Source organism: Streptomyces sp. NPDC053048, from assembly GCF_044547045.1.
Taxonomy (GTDB): domain Bacteria; phylum Actinomycetota; class Actinomycetes; order Streptomycetales; family Streptomycetaceae; genus Streptomyces.
This window is the reverse complement of the sequence record NZ_JBITZS010000011.1, coordinates 216,347-233,471: the sequence shown is the minus strand read 5'-3', so window position 1 is coordinate 233,471 and position 17,125 is coordinate 216,347. Positions and strand designations below refer to the sequence as shown.

At 72.6% G+C, this 17,125-nt stretch carries 15 protein-coding genes; 10 read left to right on the top strand and 5 right to left on the bottom strand.

Annotation, left to right across the window (positions count from 1 at the left end; genetic code table 11):
* Together ACIG36_RS28730 and ACIG36_RS28725 are read right to left on the bottom strand one after the other, a co-directional pair.
* Entirely contained in the window at positions 1-261 is a 261-nt protein-coding gene (locus ACIG36_RS28730) for a DUF6255 family natural product biosynthesis protein (RefSeq protein ID WP_399933915.1), read from the bottom strand.
* A complete protein-coding gene (locus tag ACIG36_RS28725) occupies positions 258-578 on the bottom strand; it encodes a hypothetical protein (protein WP_399933913.1) in 321 nt (106 codons plus the stop codon). Before ACIG36_RS28725 ends, ACIG36_RS28730 begins: the two co-directional genes overlap by 4 nt.
* A 142-nt stretch (positions 579-720) precedes the next feature.
* Here ACIG36_RS28725 and ACIG36_RS28720 point away from each other — a divergent pair, with 142 nt between their 5' ends.
* The 4 genes from ACIG36_RS28720 (at position 721) to ACIG36_RS28705 (ending at position 7,875) form a co-directional block, all read left to right on the top strand.
* Positions 721-1,563 (top strand): helix-turn-helix domain-containing protein, encoded by an 843-nt coding sequence (locus tag ACIG36_RS28720; protein WP_399933910.1) that lies wholly within the window; start codon positions 721-723, stop codon positions 1,561-1,563.
* Complete coding sequence (locus tag ACIG36_RS28715) at positions 1,545-1,868, top strand: DUF397 domain-containing protein (RefSeq protein WP_399933907.1); 324 nt, start codon at positions 1,545-1,547, stop codon at positions 1,866-1,868. The genes ACIG36_RS28720 and ACIG36_RS28715 overlap by 19 nt, the downstream gene beginning before the upstream one ends.
* A gap of 173 nt (positions 1,869-2,041) precedes the next feature.
* Complete coding sequence (locus ACIG36_RS28710) at positions 2,042-4,834, top strand: M4 family metallopeptidase (RefSeq protein ID WP_399933904.1); 2,793 nt, start codon at positions 2,042-2,044, stop codon at positions 4,832-4,834.
* 206 nt (positions 4,835-5,040) lie between these two features.
* Positions 5,041-7,875, top strand: a complete 2,835-nt coding sequence (locus tag ACIG36_RS28705) for a M4 family metallopeptidase (RefSeq protein ID WP_399933901.1) — start codon at positions 5,041-5,043, stop codon at positions 7,873-7,875.
* Positions 7,876-7,937: 62 nt separating this feature from the next.
* Here ACIG36_RS28705 and ACIG36_RS28700 read toward each other — a convergent pair whose 3' ends face one another.
* Positions 7,938-8,783: a lysozyme gene (locus tag ACIG36_RS28700; protein ID WP_399933899.1), complete on the bottom strand. Its 846-nt coding sequence runs from the start codon at positions 8,781-8,783 to the stop codon at positions 7,938-7,940.
* 287 nt (positions 8,784-9,070) lie between these two features.
* On the opposite strand from ACIG36_RS28700, the gene ACIG36_RS28695 reads away from it, so the two are divergent.
* Positions 9,071-9,502 carry a MarR family winged helix-turn-helix transcriptional regulator gene (locus tag ACIG36_RS28695; protein WP_399933971.1) on the top strand — a complete coding sequence of 144 codons (432 nt, stop codon included), beginning with the start codon at positions 9,071-9,073 and terminating at the stop codon, positions 9,500-9,502.
* A 50-nt stretch (positions 9,503-9,552) separates the two neighbouring features.
* Here the strand turns inward: ACIG36_RS28695 and ACIG36_RS28690 are convergent, their stop codons facing one another.
* Positions 9,553-10,326: a hypothetical protein gene (locus ACIG36_RS28690; protein WP_399933896.1), complete on the bottom strand. Its 774-nt coding sequence runs from the start codon at positions 10,324-10,326 to the stop codon at positions 9,553-9,555.
* A gap of 216 nt (positions 10,327-10,542) precedes the next feature.
* On the opposite strand from ACIG36_RS28690, the gene ACIG36_RS28685 reads away from it, so the two are divergent.
* The 5 genes from ACIG36_RS28685 to ACIG36_RS28665 are packed head-to-tail and all read left to right on the top strand — an operon-like array spanning position 10,543 to position 16,246.
* Positions 10,543-13,317, top strand: coding sequence for a nitrate- and nitrite sensing domain-containing protein (locus ACIG36_RS28685; protein ID WP_399933894.1), 2,775 nt, complete (start codon positions 10,543-10,545; stop codon positions 13,315-13,317).
* Positions 13,314-13,853, top strand: a complete 540-nt coding sequence (locus ACIG36_RS28680; protein WP_399933891.1) for a roadblock/LC7 domain-containing protein — start codon at positions 13,314-13,316, stop codon at positions 13,851-13,853. The genes ACIG36_RS28685 and ACIG36_RS28680 overlap by 4 nt, the downstream gene beginning before the upstream one ends.
* Positions 13,850-14,323, top strand: coding sequence for a DUF742 domain-containing protein (locus ACIG36_RS28675; RefSeq protein ID WP_399933888.1), 474 nt, complete (start codon positions 13,850-13,852; stop codon positions 14,321-14,323). Before ACIG36_RS28680 ends, ACIG36_RS28675 begins: the two co-directional genes overlap by 4 nt.
* Positions 14,304-14,954 carry a GTP-binding protein gene (locus tag ACIG36_RS28670; protein WP_399933885.1) on the top strand — a complete coding sequence of 217 codons (651 nt, stop codon included), beginning with the start codon at positions 14,304-14,306 and terminating at the stop codon, positions 14,952-14,954. Before ACIG36_RS28675 ends, ACIG36_RS28670 begins: the two co-directional genes overlap by 20 nt.
* A gap of 35 nt (positions 14,955-14,989) precedes the next feature.
* Positions 14,990-16,246, top strand: coding sequence for a styrene monooxygenase/indole monooxygenase family protein (locus ACIG36_RS28665; protein ID WP_399933883.1), 1,257 nt, complete (start codon positions 14,990-14,992; stop codon positions 16,244-16,246).
* A gap of 27 nt (positions 16,247-16,273) precedes the next feature.
* Here ACIG36_RS28665 and ACIG36_RS28660 read toward each other — a convergent pair whose 3' ends face one another.
* Positions 16,274-16,954, bottom strand: a complete 681-nt coding sequence (locus ACIG36_RS28660; RefSeq protein WP_399933880.1) for a coiled-coil domain-containing protein — start codon at positions 16,952-16,954, stop codon at positions 16,274-16,276.
* Between the last annotated feature and the right edge of the window lie 171 nt (positions 16,955-17,125).

Here is a 17,125-nt window from a genome sequence, read left to right as displayed (position 1 = left end):
TCAGGCGGCGGCCGTCGCCATGCCCCAGTGGCTGAGGTGATAGGCGGTCCGCGAGATCAGCCGGGCCGCGTTGCGGTCCGCCTTGGCGGCTTGCCGCGGGGACGGGGTGACGGTCTCGGGCAGGCCCGGGGGCCGCAACGCCCCGTAGGCGGTGAAGCGGCGGGTGCCGCAGTCGTCGCAGCGCTGCTCGCCTTCGGCGGCGACGGTCCAGCCCCTGCGGTGCGCGCAGTGGTTCACGAGGCGGCCGATCACGCTCCTCATCGACGCGCCTCCGCCACGGCGTGCGCCACGATCCAGTGCGTGCGCGCCTCGGCGGTGACGCGGGGACGGTCCTCGGCCGCCGCGTTCCGGTGAGCGTCCTCCAGCGCGACGCACTCGGCGCACCCACCCAGGTACGGCCGCAGCCCGGCCGCGTTCCGCTCCTCGCGCGTGGCCAGCCGCAACGCGGTGGCGGGTGCCTCCCATTGCAGGCTCCTGTCGGGGGCCTGGAGCTGGACGCGGCTTTCGGTCTGCCCGATGACCTGGGCGATCCGGTTCTCACGGGTGTCCATCACGTAGGCACCGATTCGGTACGTCACGTCGATAACGCCTTTCACTGGTTCCTCACTACCTCCCCTGCATGACTGTCCGTGCCGGGGCCCTTACAGCGTGGCCGTGCCGGTCTAGGCTCCGGAAGGGGCGAGGTGTAGCCCATGTCGCAAGGACAACAGGGGAGTTGTAGTGCCCGCACGTAAGTCCAATTCCGGGCGCAAGCCGTCGGCCCGGCGGATGCTGGCTTCGGAGCTGGCGCGTCTGCGCGAGGAGTCGGGGAAGTCGCTGGCCGAGCTGGCGGACGAGACGACGTACGACCGGGCGTACCTGCACAAGCTGGAGAAGGGGGAGCGCATCGGGTCGCCGGAGGCCATCCGGGCGCTGGACGGGGTGTACGACACCGGCAATCACCTGAGCCTGCTGTGGGAGCTGGCCAAAGAGGATGCGATCGCCGACAAGTACAAGCGGTTCATGGAGCTAGAGAAGGAGGCGACGGACCGATATCAGTACGTTGTCAGCACCGTGCCCGGTCTGCTTCAGACCAAGGAGTACGCCCGTGAGGTGCTTCAGGCCGCTCAGCCTCGCAGCGACGACGAGGTGGAGGAACTCGTAGCCGCGCGATTGGCCCGGCAGACGTGGCTTTGTCGCGAGGATCTCCCGCCTTACCGGGCCATCCTGGATGAGGGGGCACTGTCCCGCACCCCCAAGGCGTCGAAGGCGTGGGAAGGACAGCTCAGCTACTTGCTCGAGATGGCCGTCCTGCCCAACATCACCATTCAAGTCCTGCCGTTTTCGGCAGGGCTACACGGACTCATCGGCACCTCGCTCAGCCTGTTGTGGCTGCCGGACGGCACGTCAGTGGCGTACACCGAAAATGCCTTCTCGGGCGACCTTATCGAGGATCCGGATCTCGTGGGGCGTCTACGCCTGGCCTACGATCTTGTGCGGGACGAGGCCCTCTCACCGCGGGATTCCGCGGAGTTCATCAGGCAGATCACGGAGGACAGCTCGAGATGCAATCCCCCCGAATAGACCTGTACGTCACCGCGTGGCGCAAGTCGTCCTACAGCAACCCCGATGGCGGCGACTGCGTAGAGGTCGCTGAATGGCGGAAGTCGTCCCACAGCAACCCCGATGGCGGCAACTGCGTAGAGGTCGCCGAATGGCGCAAGTCGTCCCACAGCAACTCCGACGGCGGCGACTGCCTACAGGTGGCTGACCACATACCCACCGCCGTCCCGGTCCGTGACAGCAAGGACCCCGACGGCCCGGCCCTCGTCTTCGCCACCCCCGCCTGGACGGCCTTCGTACGTGCCCTCAAGCGGACCGCCCCGTAGGCGCGCACCGCTCCGGCCGGAAGCCGCCCCTGCAGTTTGCGCGCGGCCATTGAAACCCCTGCCGTCACCCCGGTTGCATGTCCCCCTGTCATGTTTCGTGCCGGCGCCAGCCGGTTCCGGTGCGTACCGGAGGGGGAAACTTGCGTAAAACCAGAGCACGTTCAGGTAGACCGATGGCCGCGAAACGCGGCACAGGCATAGCAGGGGCGGCAGCGTTGATCGGCGCTGCCGCCCTTGTCGTCACCACTCTGCCGGGCCAGGCGCTCGCGGCCTCGCCGCCGCCCGAGCCCACCGAGGTGATCCCCGGGACCGGGACCTCCACCCCCGCCCTGGTCGACGGCATTCGCGAGGCCGCGAAGGCCACCGGCAGCGCCGCCGATGCCGCGCGTGGGCATCTCGCCGACAAGCAGTCGCGCTACCGCATCGCCAACCCCGGCCGTGACCTCAAGCCCGTCCAGACCGCCACCACCGGATCGTCCGAGACCGTGCGGCTGCAGCAGAAGCACCGCGGCATCGATGTCCTCGGCGGTCAGTACGTCGTGCGGATGGAGAAGAAGGACGGCAAGCGCGTCGTCACCGGTACCTCCGGCAAGTACTTCACCGCCCTCACCGCCGACACCAAGGCCGACGTCAGCGAGGAGACCGCCGTCGAGCGGGCCGTCGACGCGACGCTCGAGCAACTGGGCCGGGGCGACGGGTTCGGCCCGGACACGGGGGAGACGCCGCCGCTGACCGGCACCGCGCGCGGCCTGGTCGTCGTGCCCAAGGGCCCTGGCGTGCTCGCCCACCACGTGACCGTACGCGGCACCGACCCGGCCGGCGGGCAGCCGGTGCTGCGCGAGGTGTACATCGACGCCAAGGCCGGCTACCCCGTGCTGCAGTACAGCGGCATCAAGACGTTCCGGGGCCCCGCCGCCTCCGGCACCGGAAAGGCGGCCGTTCCCCCGGCCAAGTCCGCCGTCGCCGCCGAGCCCGGCGCCAAGGGCTCCGGCGTCACCTTCGACGGCACCACCGTCGAGCTGCAGCTCGCGCAGGACGAGGCGACCAAGCAGTACCTCATGCGCGACCACTCCCGCATGCGCGACAGCAGCAAGAACGTCCTGTCCACCTGGGACGCGCGCGGCAAGGACGTCAGCGAGACGTCCGGCACCTGGCCCGAGGGGATCAAGGAGTTCGCCTCCCAGAGCCCGCAGTTCCCCAAAGAGGCCACCGATTCCGGCGCCGTCAACGCTCACTGGGGCGCCGCCAAGGTCTACGACTACTACCGGCAGGTGCACGGCCGGAACAGCCTCGACGGCCGGGGCATGACGGTCAACTCCCTCGTCGGCGTCACCTATTTCGGAGGCTCCTACGTCAACGCCTTCTGGGACGGCACCAAGATGGTCTACGGCGTGGGCGACCAGGAGTACCGGCCCCTGTCGGCCGGCCTGGACGTCGTCGGCCACGAGATGACGCACGGTGTCGTGGAGAACAGCGCCAACCTCGTTTACGCCGGTCAGTCCGGCGCGCTCAACGAGGCGGTCGCCGACTACTTCGGCAACGCCATCAAGACGGACGCGTACGGGATCCCCATGGGCAGCCCCGACTCCGGGCTGCTGGGCGAGCGGCTGTGCCGTACCAAGACCCCGCGCGAATGCGCCATCCGCGACCTCAACGACGGGCGGACGACCTCCAAGAACTTCCTCGGCGTCACCTTCGCCGTCGACAACGGCGGCGTACACCTCAACTCCACTATCTTCTCCGGCGCCCTGTGGGACATCCGCGAGGACATCGACCGGACCCTCGCCGACAGGATCGTCTACAAGGCGCTCACCGAGTACATGACGCCGCTCGACGGCTTCACCGAGGGCCGCAACGCGGTGATCGCGGCCGCCAAGGCCCTCAAGGTCTCCGCCAAGGACCGCAACGCCGTCACCCGCGCCTTCAACGCCCACGGCATCGTCCCCAACTGGGAGAAGGCCCTCGGCGTCGACACCGACCAGCTGCTCGGCCGGCTCAACACCGCGAACTCGATGCCGGGCGCCGGCGGCGGCTGGTGGGTCGCGTCCAAGTCGAACGACAGCGGGAGCGAGCCGTACTCGGTCTGGGCCGGCAAGGCCGACGGCGGAGGTTCCCCCAAGCTCATCAGCCCCAATGACGGCCGCTACCACGTCAACCCCGCCACCGACGGCAAGAGCGTGGTGTGGGAGGCGCGCGGACCCCGCGGCGTGGACCTGTTGTCCCGGCCGCTCGCGGGCGGGCCGGTCAAGAAGCTGTGGTCCAACCGGCGGGGGATGCGCGGGCTGACCGTCGAGGGCCAGGTCGTCTCCTGGGCGGAGTCCCCGCGCGCCTCCGTGGGGCTGCAGGTGAAGTACCTGCGCTCCGGTGACAAGGAGCCGACCGGGGTGGGCCACCGCAGCACCCGGAACGCGACCTCGCACCACTCCCTCAGCGGCGGCAGGATCGCCTACGTCCAGCGCACCTACCAGGCGCGGCCGACCAGGGGCTACACGTACGCCGTCGAGGTCCTCGACATCGCCTCGGGGAAGACCACGGTGATCCAGCCCGCCGGGAAGCACCCCATGGGCGTGACCGCTGTCACCGGCAAGCATGTCTTCTGGCTGGCCGACGAGGTGAGCGACGACCAGGGCCGGAGCGCCGTCCGCCGCGCAAACCTCGACGGCACCGGCGTGGTGGACCTCAGCAAGGAGCAGGGCCCCGACGCCCTGTACGCGTCGGCTCTGACAGCCTCCGGCGACGCCGTGACCGTCACTTCGCAGACGCCCGACACGCAGTACCGCAACGAGACGAGTCCCAAGCTGTGGCAGTTCGCCGCGGACGGTACGCGCCTGGGCCGGGTCTCCTGCAACCGCGGTGAGCAGAGCGGTGCTGCCGCCGTCGGCGGCAGGCAGGTGGTGTGGATCGACGGCACCACCGGCTACAGCGACCTGGTCACCCGCACCCGCCCGGCGGGCAACTGCGGCTGAGCCTCCGGCGAAAGCAACCGGGCCCGTGTGGCGGGACGCCGCCGTACGGGCCCTCCCCGGGGCGCGGCCGAAAGTTGACCATCGGAACCCACGCCCCATTGATCTCCTTGCGCCTCACCGATTGCATGTCCCCCGACCACACATGTGCGACCACACATGTTCCGGCGTTCCGGCTCGGCCGCACGGCCGTACGGAGGGGGAAAACCTTGCGTAAGCCCAGAGCACGTTCAGGAAGATCGGTCACCAAAAACGGAATAGCAGGGGCGGCGGCGCTGCTGGGCGCTGCCGCCCTCGTCGTATCCGCGGTCCCCGGCCAGGCCCTCGCGGCCCCGGCCGCCTCGGACCCCGCCGACGTCGTACCGGGGACGGGAACCTCCACCCCCTCCCTGGTGGACGGCATCCGGGAGGGCGTGAAGGCCTCCGGCAGCGCCGCCGACGCCGCGCGCGGGCACCTCGCCGACAAGCAGTCGCGCTACCGCATCGCCAACCCGGGCCGTGACCTCAAGCCCGTCCGGACCACGACGGCCGGCGCCTCCGAGACCGTCCGGTTGCAGCAGAAGCACCGCGGCATCGACGTCCTCGGCGGCCAGTACGTCGTCCGGATGGAGAAGAAGGACGGCAAGCGCGTCGTCACCGGTACCTCCGGCAAGTACTTCACCGCCCTCACCGCCGACACCAAGGCCGACGTCAGCGAGGACCTGGCCGTCAAGCGGGCCGTGAACGCGACGCTCGCCCGTCTCGCCGCGAAGAAACTGGACAAGAACGCCGTCGCTGCCGCGCGCGGCGCCAAGGCCGAGCGGCCGCTGACCGGTACCGCGCGCGGCCTGGTCGTCCTGCCCAAGGGCACCGGCGTCCTCGCTCACCACGTCACCGTGCGGGGCGCCGACCCGGCCACCGGCGAGCCGGTGCTGCGCGAGGTGTACATCGACGCCAAGGCCGGCTACCCGGTGCTGCAGTACAGCGCCATCAAGACCTTCGGCGCCCCGAAGGCGGCGGCCAAGGCGGGCGGGGCGGCGGGCGCGCCCGGTGAGGGCAAGGCGCCGGAGGCGGCCGGGCAGCACCCGGGCGTCGCCGGTTCGGGCGTCAAGTACGACGGCACCACCGTCGAGCTGGGCCTGTACTTCGACACCGCGCGCGGCGAGTACGTCATGCGCGACCACTCCCGCATGTGGGAGTCGAGCAAGAACGTGCTCTCCACGTGGGACGCGTCCGGCAAGGACGCCAACGAGGCGTCCGGCAGCTGGCCCGAGGGGATCAAGGAGTTCGGCTCGAAGGGGCCGCAGTTCCCCAAGGAGGCCACCGACTCCGGCGCGGTCGACGCCCACTGGGCCGCGGGCAAGGTCTACGACTACTACAAGAAGGCCCACGGCCGCGACAGCCTCGACGGCCGCGGCATGACCGTCAACTCGCTGGTCGGCGTCACCTTCTTCGGCATGCCGTACGTCAACGCCTTCTGGGACGGCACCAAGATGGTGTACGGCTCGGGCGACAAGGAGTACAAGACCCTCTCGGCCGACCTGGACGTGGTCGGTCACGAGATGACGCACGGGGTCGTCGAGAACAGCGCCAACCTCGTCTACGCCGGTCAGTCCGGCGCGCTCAACGAGGCGATCGCGGACTACTTCGGCAACGCCATCGCGGTGGACGCGGCCGGCATGGCGATGGACCACCCCGAGGCGGGCCTGCTCGGCGGCAGCCTCTGCCGCACCAAGTCCCCGCGCGAGTGCGCCATCCGCGACCTCAACGACGGCGCGACAACGTCCAAGAACTTCCTGGGCGTCGGCTTCGCCAACGACAACGGCGGCGTGCACCTCAACTCCACGATCTTCTCGGGCGCCCTGTGGGACATCCGTGAGGACCTGGGCCGCACCCTCGCCGACCGGATCGCCTACAAGGCGCTCACCGAGTACATGACGCCGCTCGACGGCTTCACCGAGGGCCGCAACGCGGTCATCGCGGCCGCCAAGGCCCTCAAGGTCTCCGCCAAGGACCTGAACGTCGTCAAGCGCTCCTTCAACGCCCACGGCATCGTCCCCAACTGGGAGCAGGCCCTCGGCGTCGACACCGACCGGCTCTTCGGCAAGCTCAACACCGCCGACACCGGCGTGGGCGCGGGCGGCGGCTGGTGGGCCGCGGCCAAGTCCAACGACGACGGCACCGAGGCCTACTCGATCTGGGCCGGCCGCACCGACGGCAAGGGTTCCCCGAAGCTGATCAGCCCGAACGACGGCCGTTTCCACGTCAACCCGGCCACCGACGGCAAGAGCGTGGTCTGGGAGGCGCACGGGCCGGCGGGCGTGGAGGTCCTGTCCCGGCCGCTGGCCGGCGGGCCCGTCAAGAAGGTGTACGCCACCACCGAGGGCCTGCGCGGGGTGCGGGTCGAGGGCGCGGTCGTGACCTTCGAGGTCATGGACGGCTTCGGCTCCCGGCACGCCGCGTACGTCCGTACCGGCGACAAGGAGCCGACCTGGGTGGACGACCGCAAGGCGGAGCTGGGCTCGGCCCTGCCGTCCATCGGCGGCGGCCGGATCGCGTACGCCAAGGTCTACCCCGAGGGCGACTCGTTCCGGATGGGCGTCGAGGTGCTGGACCTCAAGACCGGCGCGAAGAAGCTGATGACCCAGCTCGGCACGCCCGAGACCATCGGCCAGACCGCCGTCACCGGCAAGCACGTCTACTGGCTCGCGGACGAGGTCGTCGACCAGGGCCAGACGGCGGTGCGCCGCGCCGGCCTCGACGGCACGGGCACGGTGGACATCAGCAAGGAGAAGGGCGACGACGCGCTGTACGCCTTCGACCTCACGGCCTCCGACGACGCCGTGACGGTGAGCGCGCAACTGCCGGACACCCGGTACCGCAACGAGACCATGGCCAAGCTGTGGCAGTTCGGCACGGACGGCGCCCGCTCGCGCGTCTCCTGCAACCGCGGTGAGCAGATCTCGGCCGCGGCGGCGGGCGGCAAGCAGGTGGTGTGGACCGACGGCACCACCGGCTACACCGACCTCGTCACCCGCACCCGCCCCGCGGGCAACTGCGGCTGACGGTTCGGCAGCAGCAATGAGCAGGGCCCCCGGCGCCGATGCGCCGGGGGCCCGTTCGTACGTCACCCGTAGGCGAGCGACTTCAGCCGGCTGTACGAGCCGTTGAAGCGGTTGTGGTCGCCGACCGTCGGGCCCGAGTCGGTGTACTGCCAGAAGGTGTAGAAGCCCCAGCCGGCCGGGAGCTCGCCGGAGGAGGACCCGTATCGCGGTATCCACAAGGGGTTCCAGCCGCCGAATCCACTGTGGTTGCCGGTGCACTTCTTCCACCAGCCGGTGGAGGTGTACAGCACCGCGTCGCGCCCGGTGCGCTCGCGGTAGGTGTCGAAGAAGTCCTCCATCCAGTCGATCAGGCGGCCGGCGGACATGCCGTAGCACTGGTTGCCGTAGGGGTTGTACTCCATGTCGAGCACCCCGGGCAGCGTCTTGCCGTCGCTCGACCAGCCGCCGCCGTGGTCGGCGAAGAAGTCGGCCTGCGCGGCCCCGCTGGAGTTGTCCGGGAGCGCGAAGTGGTACGCCCCGCGGATCATGCCCTCCCGGTACGCGCCGTTGTACTGCGAGCCGAAGTAGGGGTTGGTGTAGCTGGTGCCCTCGGTGGACTTGACGTAGGCGAAGCGGGAACCGTTGTTCCACAGCTTCGACCAGGAGACGTGGCCGTTGTGGCTGCTGACGTCCACGCCCTCGACGTAGGCGAGCGCGGAGTTGGCGGGCGGTGCCTGGACGCCCTCGTGGGCACGGATGGTGGAGCCCATCCAGTCCCGCTCGGGGTGGCTGGGGCGTTTTTGGCTCCCGGCCGCGGGCGCGGTCGCGGGGAGGGTGACGATCAGGGCGAGCGCGGTCAGCAGGGAGACGAGGAGGGCCGCCGCTGTGGGGGGTGTCCGGCGGCCCGGACCGGAGTGGTGCACGGGCATGAGCTGCCTCCGAGACCAGGTGGGGGAGTGGGCGGGAGGAGTCCGACGACGGGTCATATTGGTGTGACCATGTCATTAATCAAGCTATGGGCCCAGCGGCGCCCCGCGAAACGGGCCCGGGGTGCTGCCGTTGGTCTAATCCTGCGAAATACTGGCCGAGCTGCGGTGGCGCACCCCGCCCGCGCACATCTTTCAGTGGCTGAAAACGCAGGAGAGGGCCTCACGTGCACGAGACCAGTACCCCGTCTCCCGAGGAAGGCGGTCCCGGGCCGGGCAACGGCACCGGAATGGACCAGGCCTTCCTCGCGCTGGAGCGAGAGCTGGCCGTCTTCCTCCGCCGCGCCCGCGCCTCCTCCGGTGAGCTCGCCCGCGAGGTCCACCCGGACCTGGAGCCGGCGGCGTACGGACTGCTGGTCCGCCTCGAGGAGGCCGGCCAGCAGCGGGCCACCGACCTCGCCGCCTACTTCGGCGTCGGCAAGGCCACCATGAGCCGCCAGCTGCGCGCGCTGTGCGACCTCGGGCTCGTCGGCCGAGACCCGGACCCGGCCGACGGCCGCGCCTCGCTCGTCCAGATCACCGACGAGGGGCGCGCCCGCTTCACGCGTGTGCGGGACGCCCGGCGCGCGAAGTACGTGAGCAAGCTCGCCGACTGGGACCGCGCCGAGATCGCCGAGCTCGCCCGGCTGCTCCACCAGCTCAACGAGCGGGCGGAGTCCTAGCCGCGGCGCGGTGCCGCCCCGGGCGGCAATCGGACATAGCGAGCATCTCATTACAATTCAGAGTAAAGGGCTGCCGCATCGTCATGCGGCTTGCCGCGCCGGAAGGATTGCCCTTCCGGATCCGCCAGCTCCGCCGCGCGCACCCGCTCGATCAGCACGTGCGGGCCCTCCTTCGCCAGCAGCGCGAAGCACTCCCGCCAGCCGCCCTCCCGGAACACCTCCACCCAGCGGGCCGCCCCGTCGCTGAGCGCGGCCAGGGCCCGTACGTCCGCGCGGGGGGTGCTTCCGGTGACCGCGCGGGCGGCCACGGCAGGATCGGCGGCCGCCGTGAAGAAGCCGCCCTCCGCGTTGCGCTGCGCGTCCGTCACCGGGCCCCGCGCCGCCAGCCGGGCGATCCGATCGTCCAGCACGGCCCGCACCCCGCCGCCCACGCCCTCGATCAGCAGCACCGAGTCCGACAGCACCAGGTGCTCCACCCTCACCCCGTCCCAGCGCGCGGCGACGACCGTGGCCTGCGGGGTGCGGCGGTGCGACAGGTCGCAGCCGTCCCGATGCGCCTCCGCCGTACGGGAGATGGCAGCCGCCAGGCACTGGCCGAGCGCCATGTCGCGCCGTGAGACGGCCAGTTCGAGCAGGGCGCCGCCGAGCCGCGCCGTGAACCAGGGCACCCCGTGCGTGCAGCCCGTCCCGCCGTCCGGCGGCGGCGTCACCCCGTCCAGCAGAACGAGCGCCCCGCCGTGGCCCGAGGCGGGCAGGGCGACCGACGCGAAATCCTCGTTCGGGCGAAGCGAATCGCCGGGCAGAGTGGCCAGTTCGATGCGCATGCGACCAGTGTGCCGGATGCCCGAATTTCCCCGCCGGTTGGCGCGCATCCTTCCGGCGCGCCGGGCTGTTTACCTGAGTGGGCACTTGCCGGGGGGATGCGGTGAGTGACACCGGCAAGGGGCCACCAGGGGTGGGACACGGACGACAGCAGATTGCGAGCACCGGTGCGGAAGAAGCGGCTTCGCGGCGGCCAGCGCGAACAGCAGACATCGGGAGTGCCGGAGCGCACCGCCCGCGTACGCAACCGACTCATCGCCTCCGTCGCCGTCGTCTCGCTGACGGCCCTGGGCGCCGGCGCGTTCGGCGTCGCCGACGCCATACGCGACCTCGGCGACTCCCGCCGCCTGGCCGGCCTCGCCACCACCAGCAGCGGTGCCGTCGCCCTCGCCCACTCCTTGGCCGACGAGCGCGACGCCATGACCGAGTACGTGGCCGCCGGGCGGGCCGCGGGGGCGGGCGCCGGCGGCGTCTCCGACGAGCAACGCGCCCGCGTGGACCGGCAGATCGAGGAGTTCCGGCCCACCGCGCCCGTCTCCCTGCAGCGCCGGCTCGACGGCCTGGCCGAGGTGCGCCGCACCGCCCTGACCGGCCCCGGCGACGCGCTCGCTGCCTTCACCGCCTACACCGCCACCGTCCGGGCCCTGCACGGCCTGGCCGCATCGCTCGCCCAGCGGCTGCCCGCGCGCGCCCAGACCGACCGGGCGCCGGCCCTGCCCGCGCTCGGCCGCGCCGTCGAGGAGGCCTCCGCCGCCCGCGGCCTGCTCCTCGCCGCGCTCGCCGCCCGCGGCACCCAGCCGCGGCCGGCCGCGGCGGCCCAGCGGGCCGCCCTGCGCGAGCAGGCCGCGCTCGACGACTTCCGCCGCCTCGCCCCCGCCCCGCTGCGCACCGAGTACGCCCATGCCGTCAGCGGCCCGGAGGTCAGCGCCGCCGAGGCCCGGCTGGAGCGGCTGGCCGCGAAGGCGCAGCCCGCGGCGGCGGAGATCGAGCGCCCCGGCCCCGTACGGGCGGAGCTGACCGCCCGCGTGGAGCGGATGCGCGGCCTGGAGTCCGGGCTCGCCACCGAGGAGATGGCCCGCCTGGCCGGGCTCCGCGACCACGACGCCAACGCCCTGGAGGTGCGCGGCACGCTCGCCGCGCTGTGCTTCCTGCTCGTGCTGGGCACCGGCGTCCAGACGGCCCGGTCCGTCACCCGCCCGCTCGCCGCGCTGCGGCTGGGCGCCCGGCGGGTGTGCGCCGACCCGGTGACCAAGGAGCCGGTCTCCTTCCAGGGCCGCGACGACGAGTTCGCCGAGGTCGCCCGCTCCGTCAACGTCCTGCACGGCACTGTCGTGCGGATGCGCGAGCGCATCGCCCTCCTCGAGGGCGAGCGCAACCGCCTGGACGTCGCCCGCCAGGACCTCGCCGACGAACGCGACGCGCTGCGGGGCAGGTTCCAGGAGCTCGACGACCGCATGGCCGGGCTCTCCGGGCGGGTGCAGGGCACCTTCGTCAGCCTCTCGCGGCGCACCCTCGGCCTGGTCGAGCGGCAGCTGACCGTCATCGAGTCCATGGAGGCCCACGAGGCGGACCCCGACCGCCTGGAGGTCCTCTTCAAGCTCGACCACCTCGCCACCCAGATGCGCCGCTGCAACGAGAACCTGCTGGTCCTCGCGGGCGCCGAGCAGTCCGCCGGGCACGCGGGGGCCGTCCCCCTGCTGGACGTGCTGCGCGCCGGCGTCAGCGAGATCGAGCGGTACGAGCGGGTGCGCATCCACTCCCTCCCGGCCCGCGCCCAGCTCACCGGCTTCGCCGCCGACGACATCAGCCACCTGGTGGCCGAGCTGCTGGAGAACGCGACGTCCTTCTCACCGCCGGACGTCCAGGTCCAGGTCTCCGGCTGGCTGCTGGAGAACGGCGAGGTGATGCTCTCCGTCCAGGACGAGGGCATCGGCATGGCCCCCGAACGGCTGAACGAGCTCAACGCCCTGCTCGCCGAGGCCGACCCCGACCCGCGGCGGACCGGCCACGGCGAAGGGGGCGAGCCCGTCATGGGCCTCGGCCTGTACCTGGTGGCCCGGCTCGCCGCCCGGCACGGGGTGCGGGTGCAGCTGCGGGAACAGCGGCCCGGCGGCATCACGGCCGTCGTCGTGCTGCCCTGCCACCTGCTGCCCGCCGACCCGCCGGTCGTCAGCGACCCGGCCTCCGCCCCGCCGGTGCCGGGCTCCGCCCGCTCGGTGCCGCAGGCCGACCTGCCGGGCGCGGTCGCGGAGGCCAACTCCCATACGCTGCCGGGCCGTCCGCACCACCACCCGGTGCCGGGCCAGCGGCGCTCGGGGCCCTGGGTGGAGCAGGACGAGCAGACCATCCAGCTCACCACCGTGCGGCGGATCCCCGGTCCGGCCTGGCAGATGCCGGGCCCGGCCGCGGGACACGCGACGCCTCCGGGCGACGACGACGCCCGTTCCGCCAACGGGCGGCACGCGCGCGCGTCCGTACCGCAGCAGGCGCACGCGACGCGGGTGCCGCACGGGTCACCTACGTCGCATACGTCGCCCACATCGCATTCGTCACCCGGCGGGGCGAGGTTCCCGGAGGCGTCGTACCCGCAGGCGCCGTCGGGCCCCCAGGCCTCGCACCCCCAGGCCTCGTACCCCCAGGCTTCATACCCTCCGCCGTCCTACCCCCAGCCGTCCTATCCCCAGGCCCTGCGGCCCGAGCCGCTGCGCCCGGAACCGCGGCCGGAACCTGGGGCCGGTGCCGGGCCCGGCACCGGTGGCTCCGGGCTGCCCAAGCGGACCCCCAGGGTCGTGGCCCAGAAGCCCGTGCCGCTGAGCGTGCGCCAGGGCGTGGACGCCGAGGCGCTGCGCCGCAAGCTCGCGGGCTTCCAGCAGGGCGCGCGGGACGGACGCCGCGACGTCGAGGCGGAGTTGAGCGCACGCGATCGTGGTAGTGATCGGAACCGAGCGGGGGCGCCGGACGAGGGCGGCACTGTAGAGGAGGCACGCGGTTGACTGCATTTTCCCAGGGGGCGACGCCAGTAACCCCCGCGCGCACCACTGGCGTCACCGCCTTCGGGCTGAGCGACGAGGCCCGCAGTCTGCACTGGCTGCTGGCGGACCTGGTCGAGGAGGTGCCGGGCGTGCTGTCCGTCGCCGTGGTCTCCTCCGACGGCCTGCTCCTGCTCTCCTCCACCCCGGAGCACGCGCCGCCGCCGGCCCCCGGCGTCCCGGGCGGCAGAGGCGCGCACGGCCCGCGCGGCTCCACCGCCGACCTCGCCACGATCGTCGCCGGGCTGGGCAGCCTGACCACGGGGGCGGCGGCCCTGATGGACGGTGGCGCGGTCAAGCAGACCATGGTCGCGATGGACGGCGGGGGGCTGTTCGTCATGACCATCAGCGACGGCTCGCTGCTGGGCGTCCGCACCGCGCCCGACTGCGACATGGCCGTCGTCGCCTACCACATGGCGCTGTTCGTGGGCCGGGCCGGGCACGTCCTGACCCCCGAACTCCGCCGCGAGCTGCGGCAGTCGGTGGAGGCCGTCGGATGACCACGTCCGCGCCCGCCCCGCCCGTCCTCCCCGTCGTACCGGCCGTCAGCGCCGTGGCCGCCGCCCGGCCCCGTGGCGTCGTCGGCCCGGCGGGCCTGAAGAGCGCGCGCGTCCGCCCGTACTCGCTCACCGGCGGACGCACCCGCTGCGGGCACCTGCTGCTCGTCGAGACGTTCGTGGCGGCCCCGGGCGGGCCGCCGGGCGCCGGGGACGGCCCGTCCGAGCCGCCGTCGGGCGGGCTGGCCTCCCGGGTGCTGCCCGAGGTGCGGGCCATCGTCGGACTGTGCCGGCGGCTGCGCTCGGTCGCCGAAGTGTCCGCGCTGCTGAAGATGCCGCTCGGCGTGGTGCGCGTGCTGCTGAGCGACCTGGCCGACCAGGGAAGGATCCGCGTCTACGGCACCGGCCACGCCATCGGCCGGCCGGACCGCGCGCTGCTGGAAAGGGTGCTGAGTGGACTACGCAGACTCTGACGCGTCCGCCGACGCGCCGGCCGGGGACACCGGGGCCCCGAGCTGGCAGACGGACCTCTCCCGGGCCCCCGCCGCCACGAAGATCGTCATCGCGGGCGGCTTCGGGGTCGGCAAGACCACCTTCGTCGGCTCGGTCTCCGAGATCACCCCGCTGCGCACCGAGGCCGTCATGACGACGGCCGGCCAGGGCGTCGACGACGTGGCCGGGGTGCCGGGCAAGTCGACGACCACGGTCGCCATGGACTTCGGGCGGATCACCCTCGAGGCCGACCTGGTGCTGTACCTGTTCGGCACGCCGGGCCAGAAACGGTTCTGGTTCATGTGGGACGACCTGGTGCGGGGCGCCATCGGCGCGGTCGTCCTCGTCGACACCAGGCGCTTGGCCGACTGCTTCCCGGCCCTCGACTACTTCGAGAGCGGCGGCCTGCCCTACGTCGTGGCCGTCAACCACTTCGAGGGCACGACCCGTCACGACCCGGAGGTGGTCCGCGAGGCGCTGGCCCTGGCGCCGGACGTACCGGTGACGGTCATGGACGCCCGGCAGCGGATCACCGTCGTCGAGACGCTGCTGACCCTCGTCGGCCGGGCCCTCGCCGTATCGCCCGCCCTGCCCGGCGTCAACCAGGCCTGACCACCCGGCATCACCCGATCGGAGGCGAACACACCGTGCGACGGATCCTCATAGTCGGAGCCGGCCAGTCCGGGCTCCAGCTGGCCCTCGGGCTGCAGGCCAAGGGCTACGACGTCACCGTCATGTCGAACCGCACGCCGGAGGAGATCCGCACCGGGCGGGTGATGTCCACGCAGATCATGTTCCGTACGGCACTGCGCTACGAGCGCGAGCTGGGCCTCAACTTCTGGGAGGCCCTGGCCCCTCGCGTCGAGGGCCTGGGCCTGTCGGTGGCGGGGACCCTGCCGGGGGTGCCCGGAGTCCAGCGCCTGATCGACTGGGTGGGGCGGCTCGAGGGGTTCGCCCAGTCCGTCGACCAGCGGGTGAAGATGGCCGGCTGGCTGGACACCTTCGCCGAGCGCGGCGGCCGGATCGTCGTCCACTGCGCGGCCGTCTCCGACCTGGACTTCCTCGCGCCCCGCTACGACCTGGTGCTCGTCGCGGCGGGCAAGGGCGAGCTGGTCTCCCTCTTCCCCCGCGACGCCGCCCGTTCCCCCTACGACGCGCCACAGCGTTCCCTCGCGGTCGCCTACGTCCACGGCCTGGGGCCGCGCACCGAGCACCCCGAGTACGACGCGGCCCGCTGCAACCTCGTCCCCGGCGCGGGCGAGCTGTGGGTGATCCCCACGCTCACCACGTCCGGCCGTGCCGACATCCTCTTCTGGGAGGGGATGCCGGGCGGCCCGCTGGACGTCTTCCAGAACGTCGACGGCCCCGGCGAGCACCTGGCCCGCACGCTGGAGCTGCTGGAGAGGTACGTGCCGTGGGAGTACGGGCGGGCCACCGCGGTCGAGCTCACCGACGCCCAGGCCACCCTGGCCGGGCGCTACGCCCCCACCGTGCGCGATCCCGTCGGGCGGCTGCCGTCCGGAGGCCTGGTGCTGGGCGTCGGGGACGCCGTGGTCGTCAACGACCCGCTCACCGGGCAGGGCTCCAACTCGGCGGCCAAGTGCGCGGCCTCGTACCTCGCCTCCATCGTGGAGCGGGGCGACGAGCCGTTCGACGCGAACTGGATGCGGATGGTCTTCGAGCGGTACTGGGCCTCGGCCCGGTACGTCACACGGTGGACCAACACCATGCTGGGTTCCCCGGCCCGGCACGTGCGCAGCCTGATCGCGGCGGCGGGCGGCCTGCAGCACGTGGCGGACCGCTTCGCCAACGGCTTCGACGATCCCGCGGACTTCGAGGACTACTTCTACGACGCGGCGAAGGCGGAGGCGTTCGTGGCGGAGGCGACGGCGGGGGTGGGGTGAGGCCCGCGGTGGCTCATCCGCGGTAGCTCATCCTGTGCGGTGGAGCCGCCGCTCGAGGCGGCGCAGCTCGGCGAGCTGGGCGCTGGTCACCGAGGCCAGCAGCCGTTCGACCTCGCCGAGCTGCTGGCGCGCGGTGTCGCGGTGCCGCTTGTGGGCGGCGGCGAGGGTCTGCTGGGCGCCGAGGGCGCGGCGGGCCCGGGAGGCGAGGGCGGCGGCGCGGCCCTCGTCGGCCCGGAGCCGTTCGACGGCGCCCGCTCTGCGGCCGGCGGCCCGCGCGATCTCATGGCCCCGGTCCATGGCCTGCTGGGGGTCGGTGCCGAGGAGGAACTCGAGGTAGGGGGAGAGCGGGCCGCGGGCTCCGCGGTACTGCTCGCGGGCGAGCCGTCCGGCGTCGGCGCGCCCGGCGGCGAGCGCCAGGCGGGCGTCGGCCAGTTCGCGCCCGAGCCGGTCGGCCTGGTCGCGCTGCTTCTTCAGCTTCTCGCCGGTGGCACTCCAGGCCTCGGTGGCCTGCTCGGCCTGCCGGTAGAGCGCCCGGAGCCGGGTGAGCAGGGCGCTGACGGGCTGGTCGGGCGGGGCGGCGGTCGCCGCCCCGGCCGCCGTTGCGGTCGCCGTCGCGGGGGAGGGCGCGGCGAGGGCCGTGCCGGCCGCGAGCGCGGCGGCGCAGGCGAGGTGGGTGAGGCGGGTGATGCGTGGGAGGCGTCCTGACACGGCTCACCTCCTGGCTCCCTGACCCGTGACTCCCTGATTCGCTGCCCCTCGAGGGGATCGTGCCACGCCCGGTATGACTAATAGGAGTAAATGGGGGCGAAGCCGCCCGAGCTGTCGCGGCTGTCACCCGTGCGGCGGCGCTGCGGCGGCGCTGCGACAGCATGTGGGTGG

Bases quoted from the DNA above. Each gene is read 5' to 3' on its own strand.
- ACIG36_RS28675 (WP_399933888.1), top strand. From the start codon at position 13,850: ATGACCACGTCCGCGCCCGCCCCGCCCGTCCTCCCCGTCGTACCGGCC.
- ACIG36_RS28710 (WP_399933904.1), top strand. From the start codon at position 2,042: ATGGCCGCGAAACGCGGCACAGGCATAGCAGGGGCGGCAGCGTTGATC.
- ACIG36_RS28695 (WP_399933971.1), top strand. From the start codon at position 9,071: ATGGACCAGGCCTTCCTCGCGCTGGAGCGAGAGCTGGCCGTCTTCCTC.
- ACIG36_RS28700 (WP_399933899.1), bottom strand. From the start codon at position 8,783: ATGCCCGTGCACCACTCCGGTCCGGGCCGCCGGACACCCCCCACAGCG.
- ACIG36_RS28715 (WP_399933907.1), top strand. From the start codon at position 1,545: ATGCAATCCCCCCGAATAGACCTGTACGTCACCGCGTGGCGCAAGTCG.
- ACIG36_RS28730 (WP_399933915.1), bottom strand. From the start codon at position 261: ATGAGGAGCGTGATCGGCCGCCTCGTGAACCACTGCGCGCACCGCAGG.
- ACIG36_RS28690 (WP_399933896.1), bottom strand. From the start codon at position 10,326: ATGCGCATCGAACTGGCCACTCTGCCCGGCGATTCGCTTCGCCCGAAC.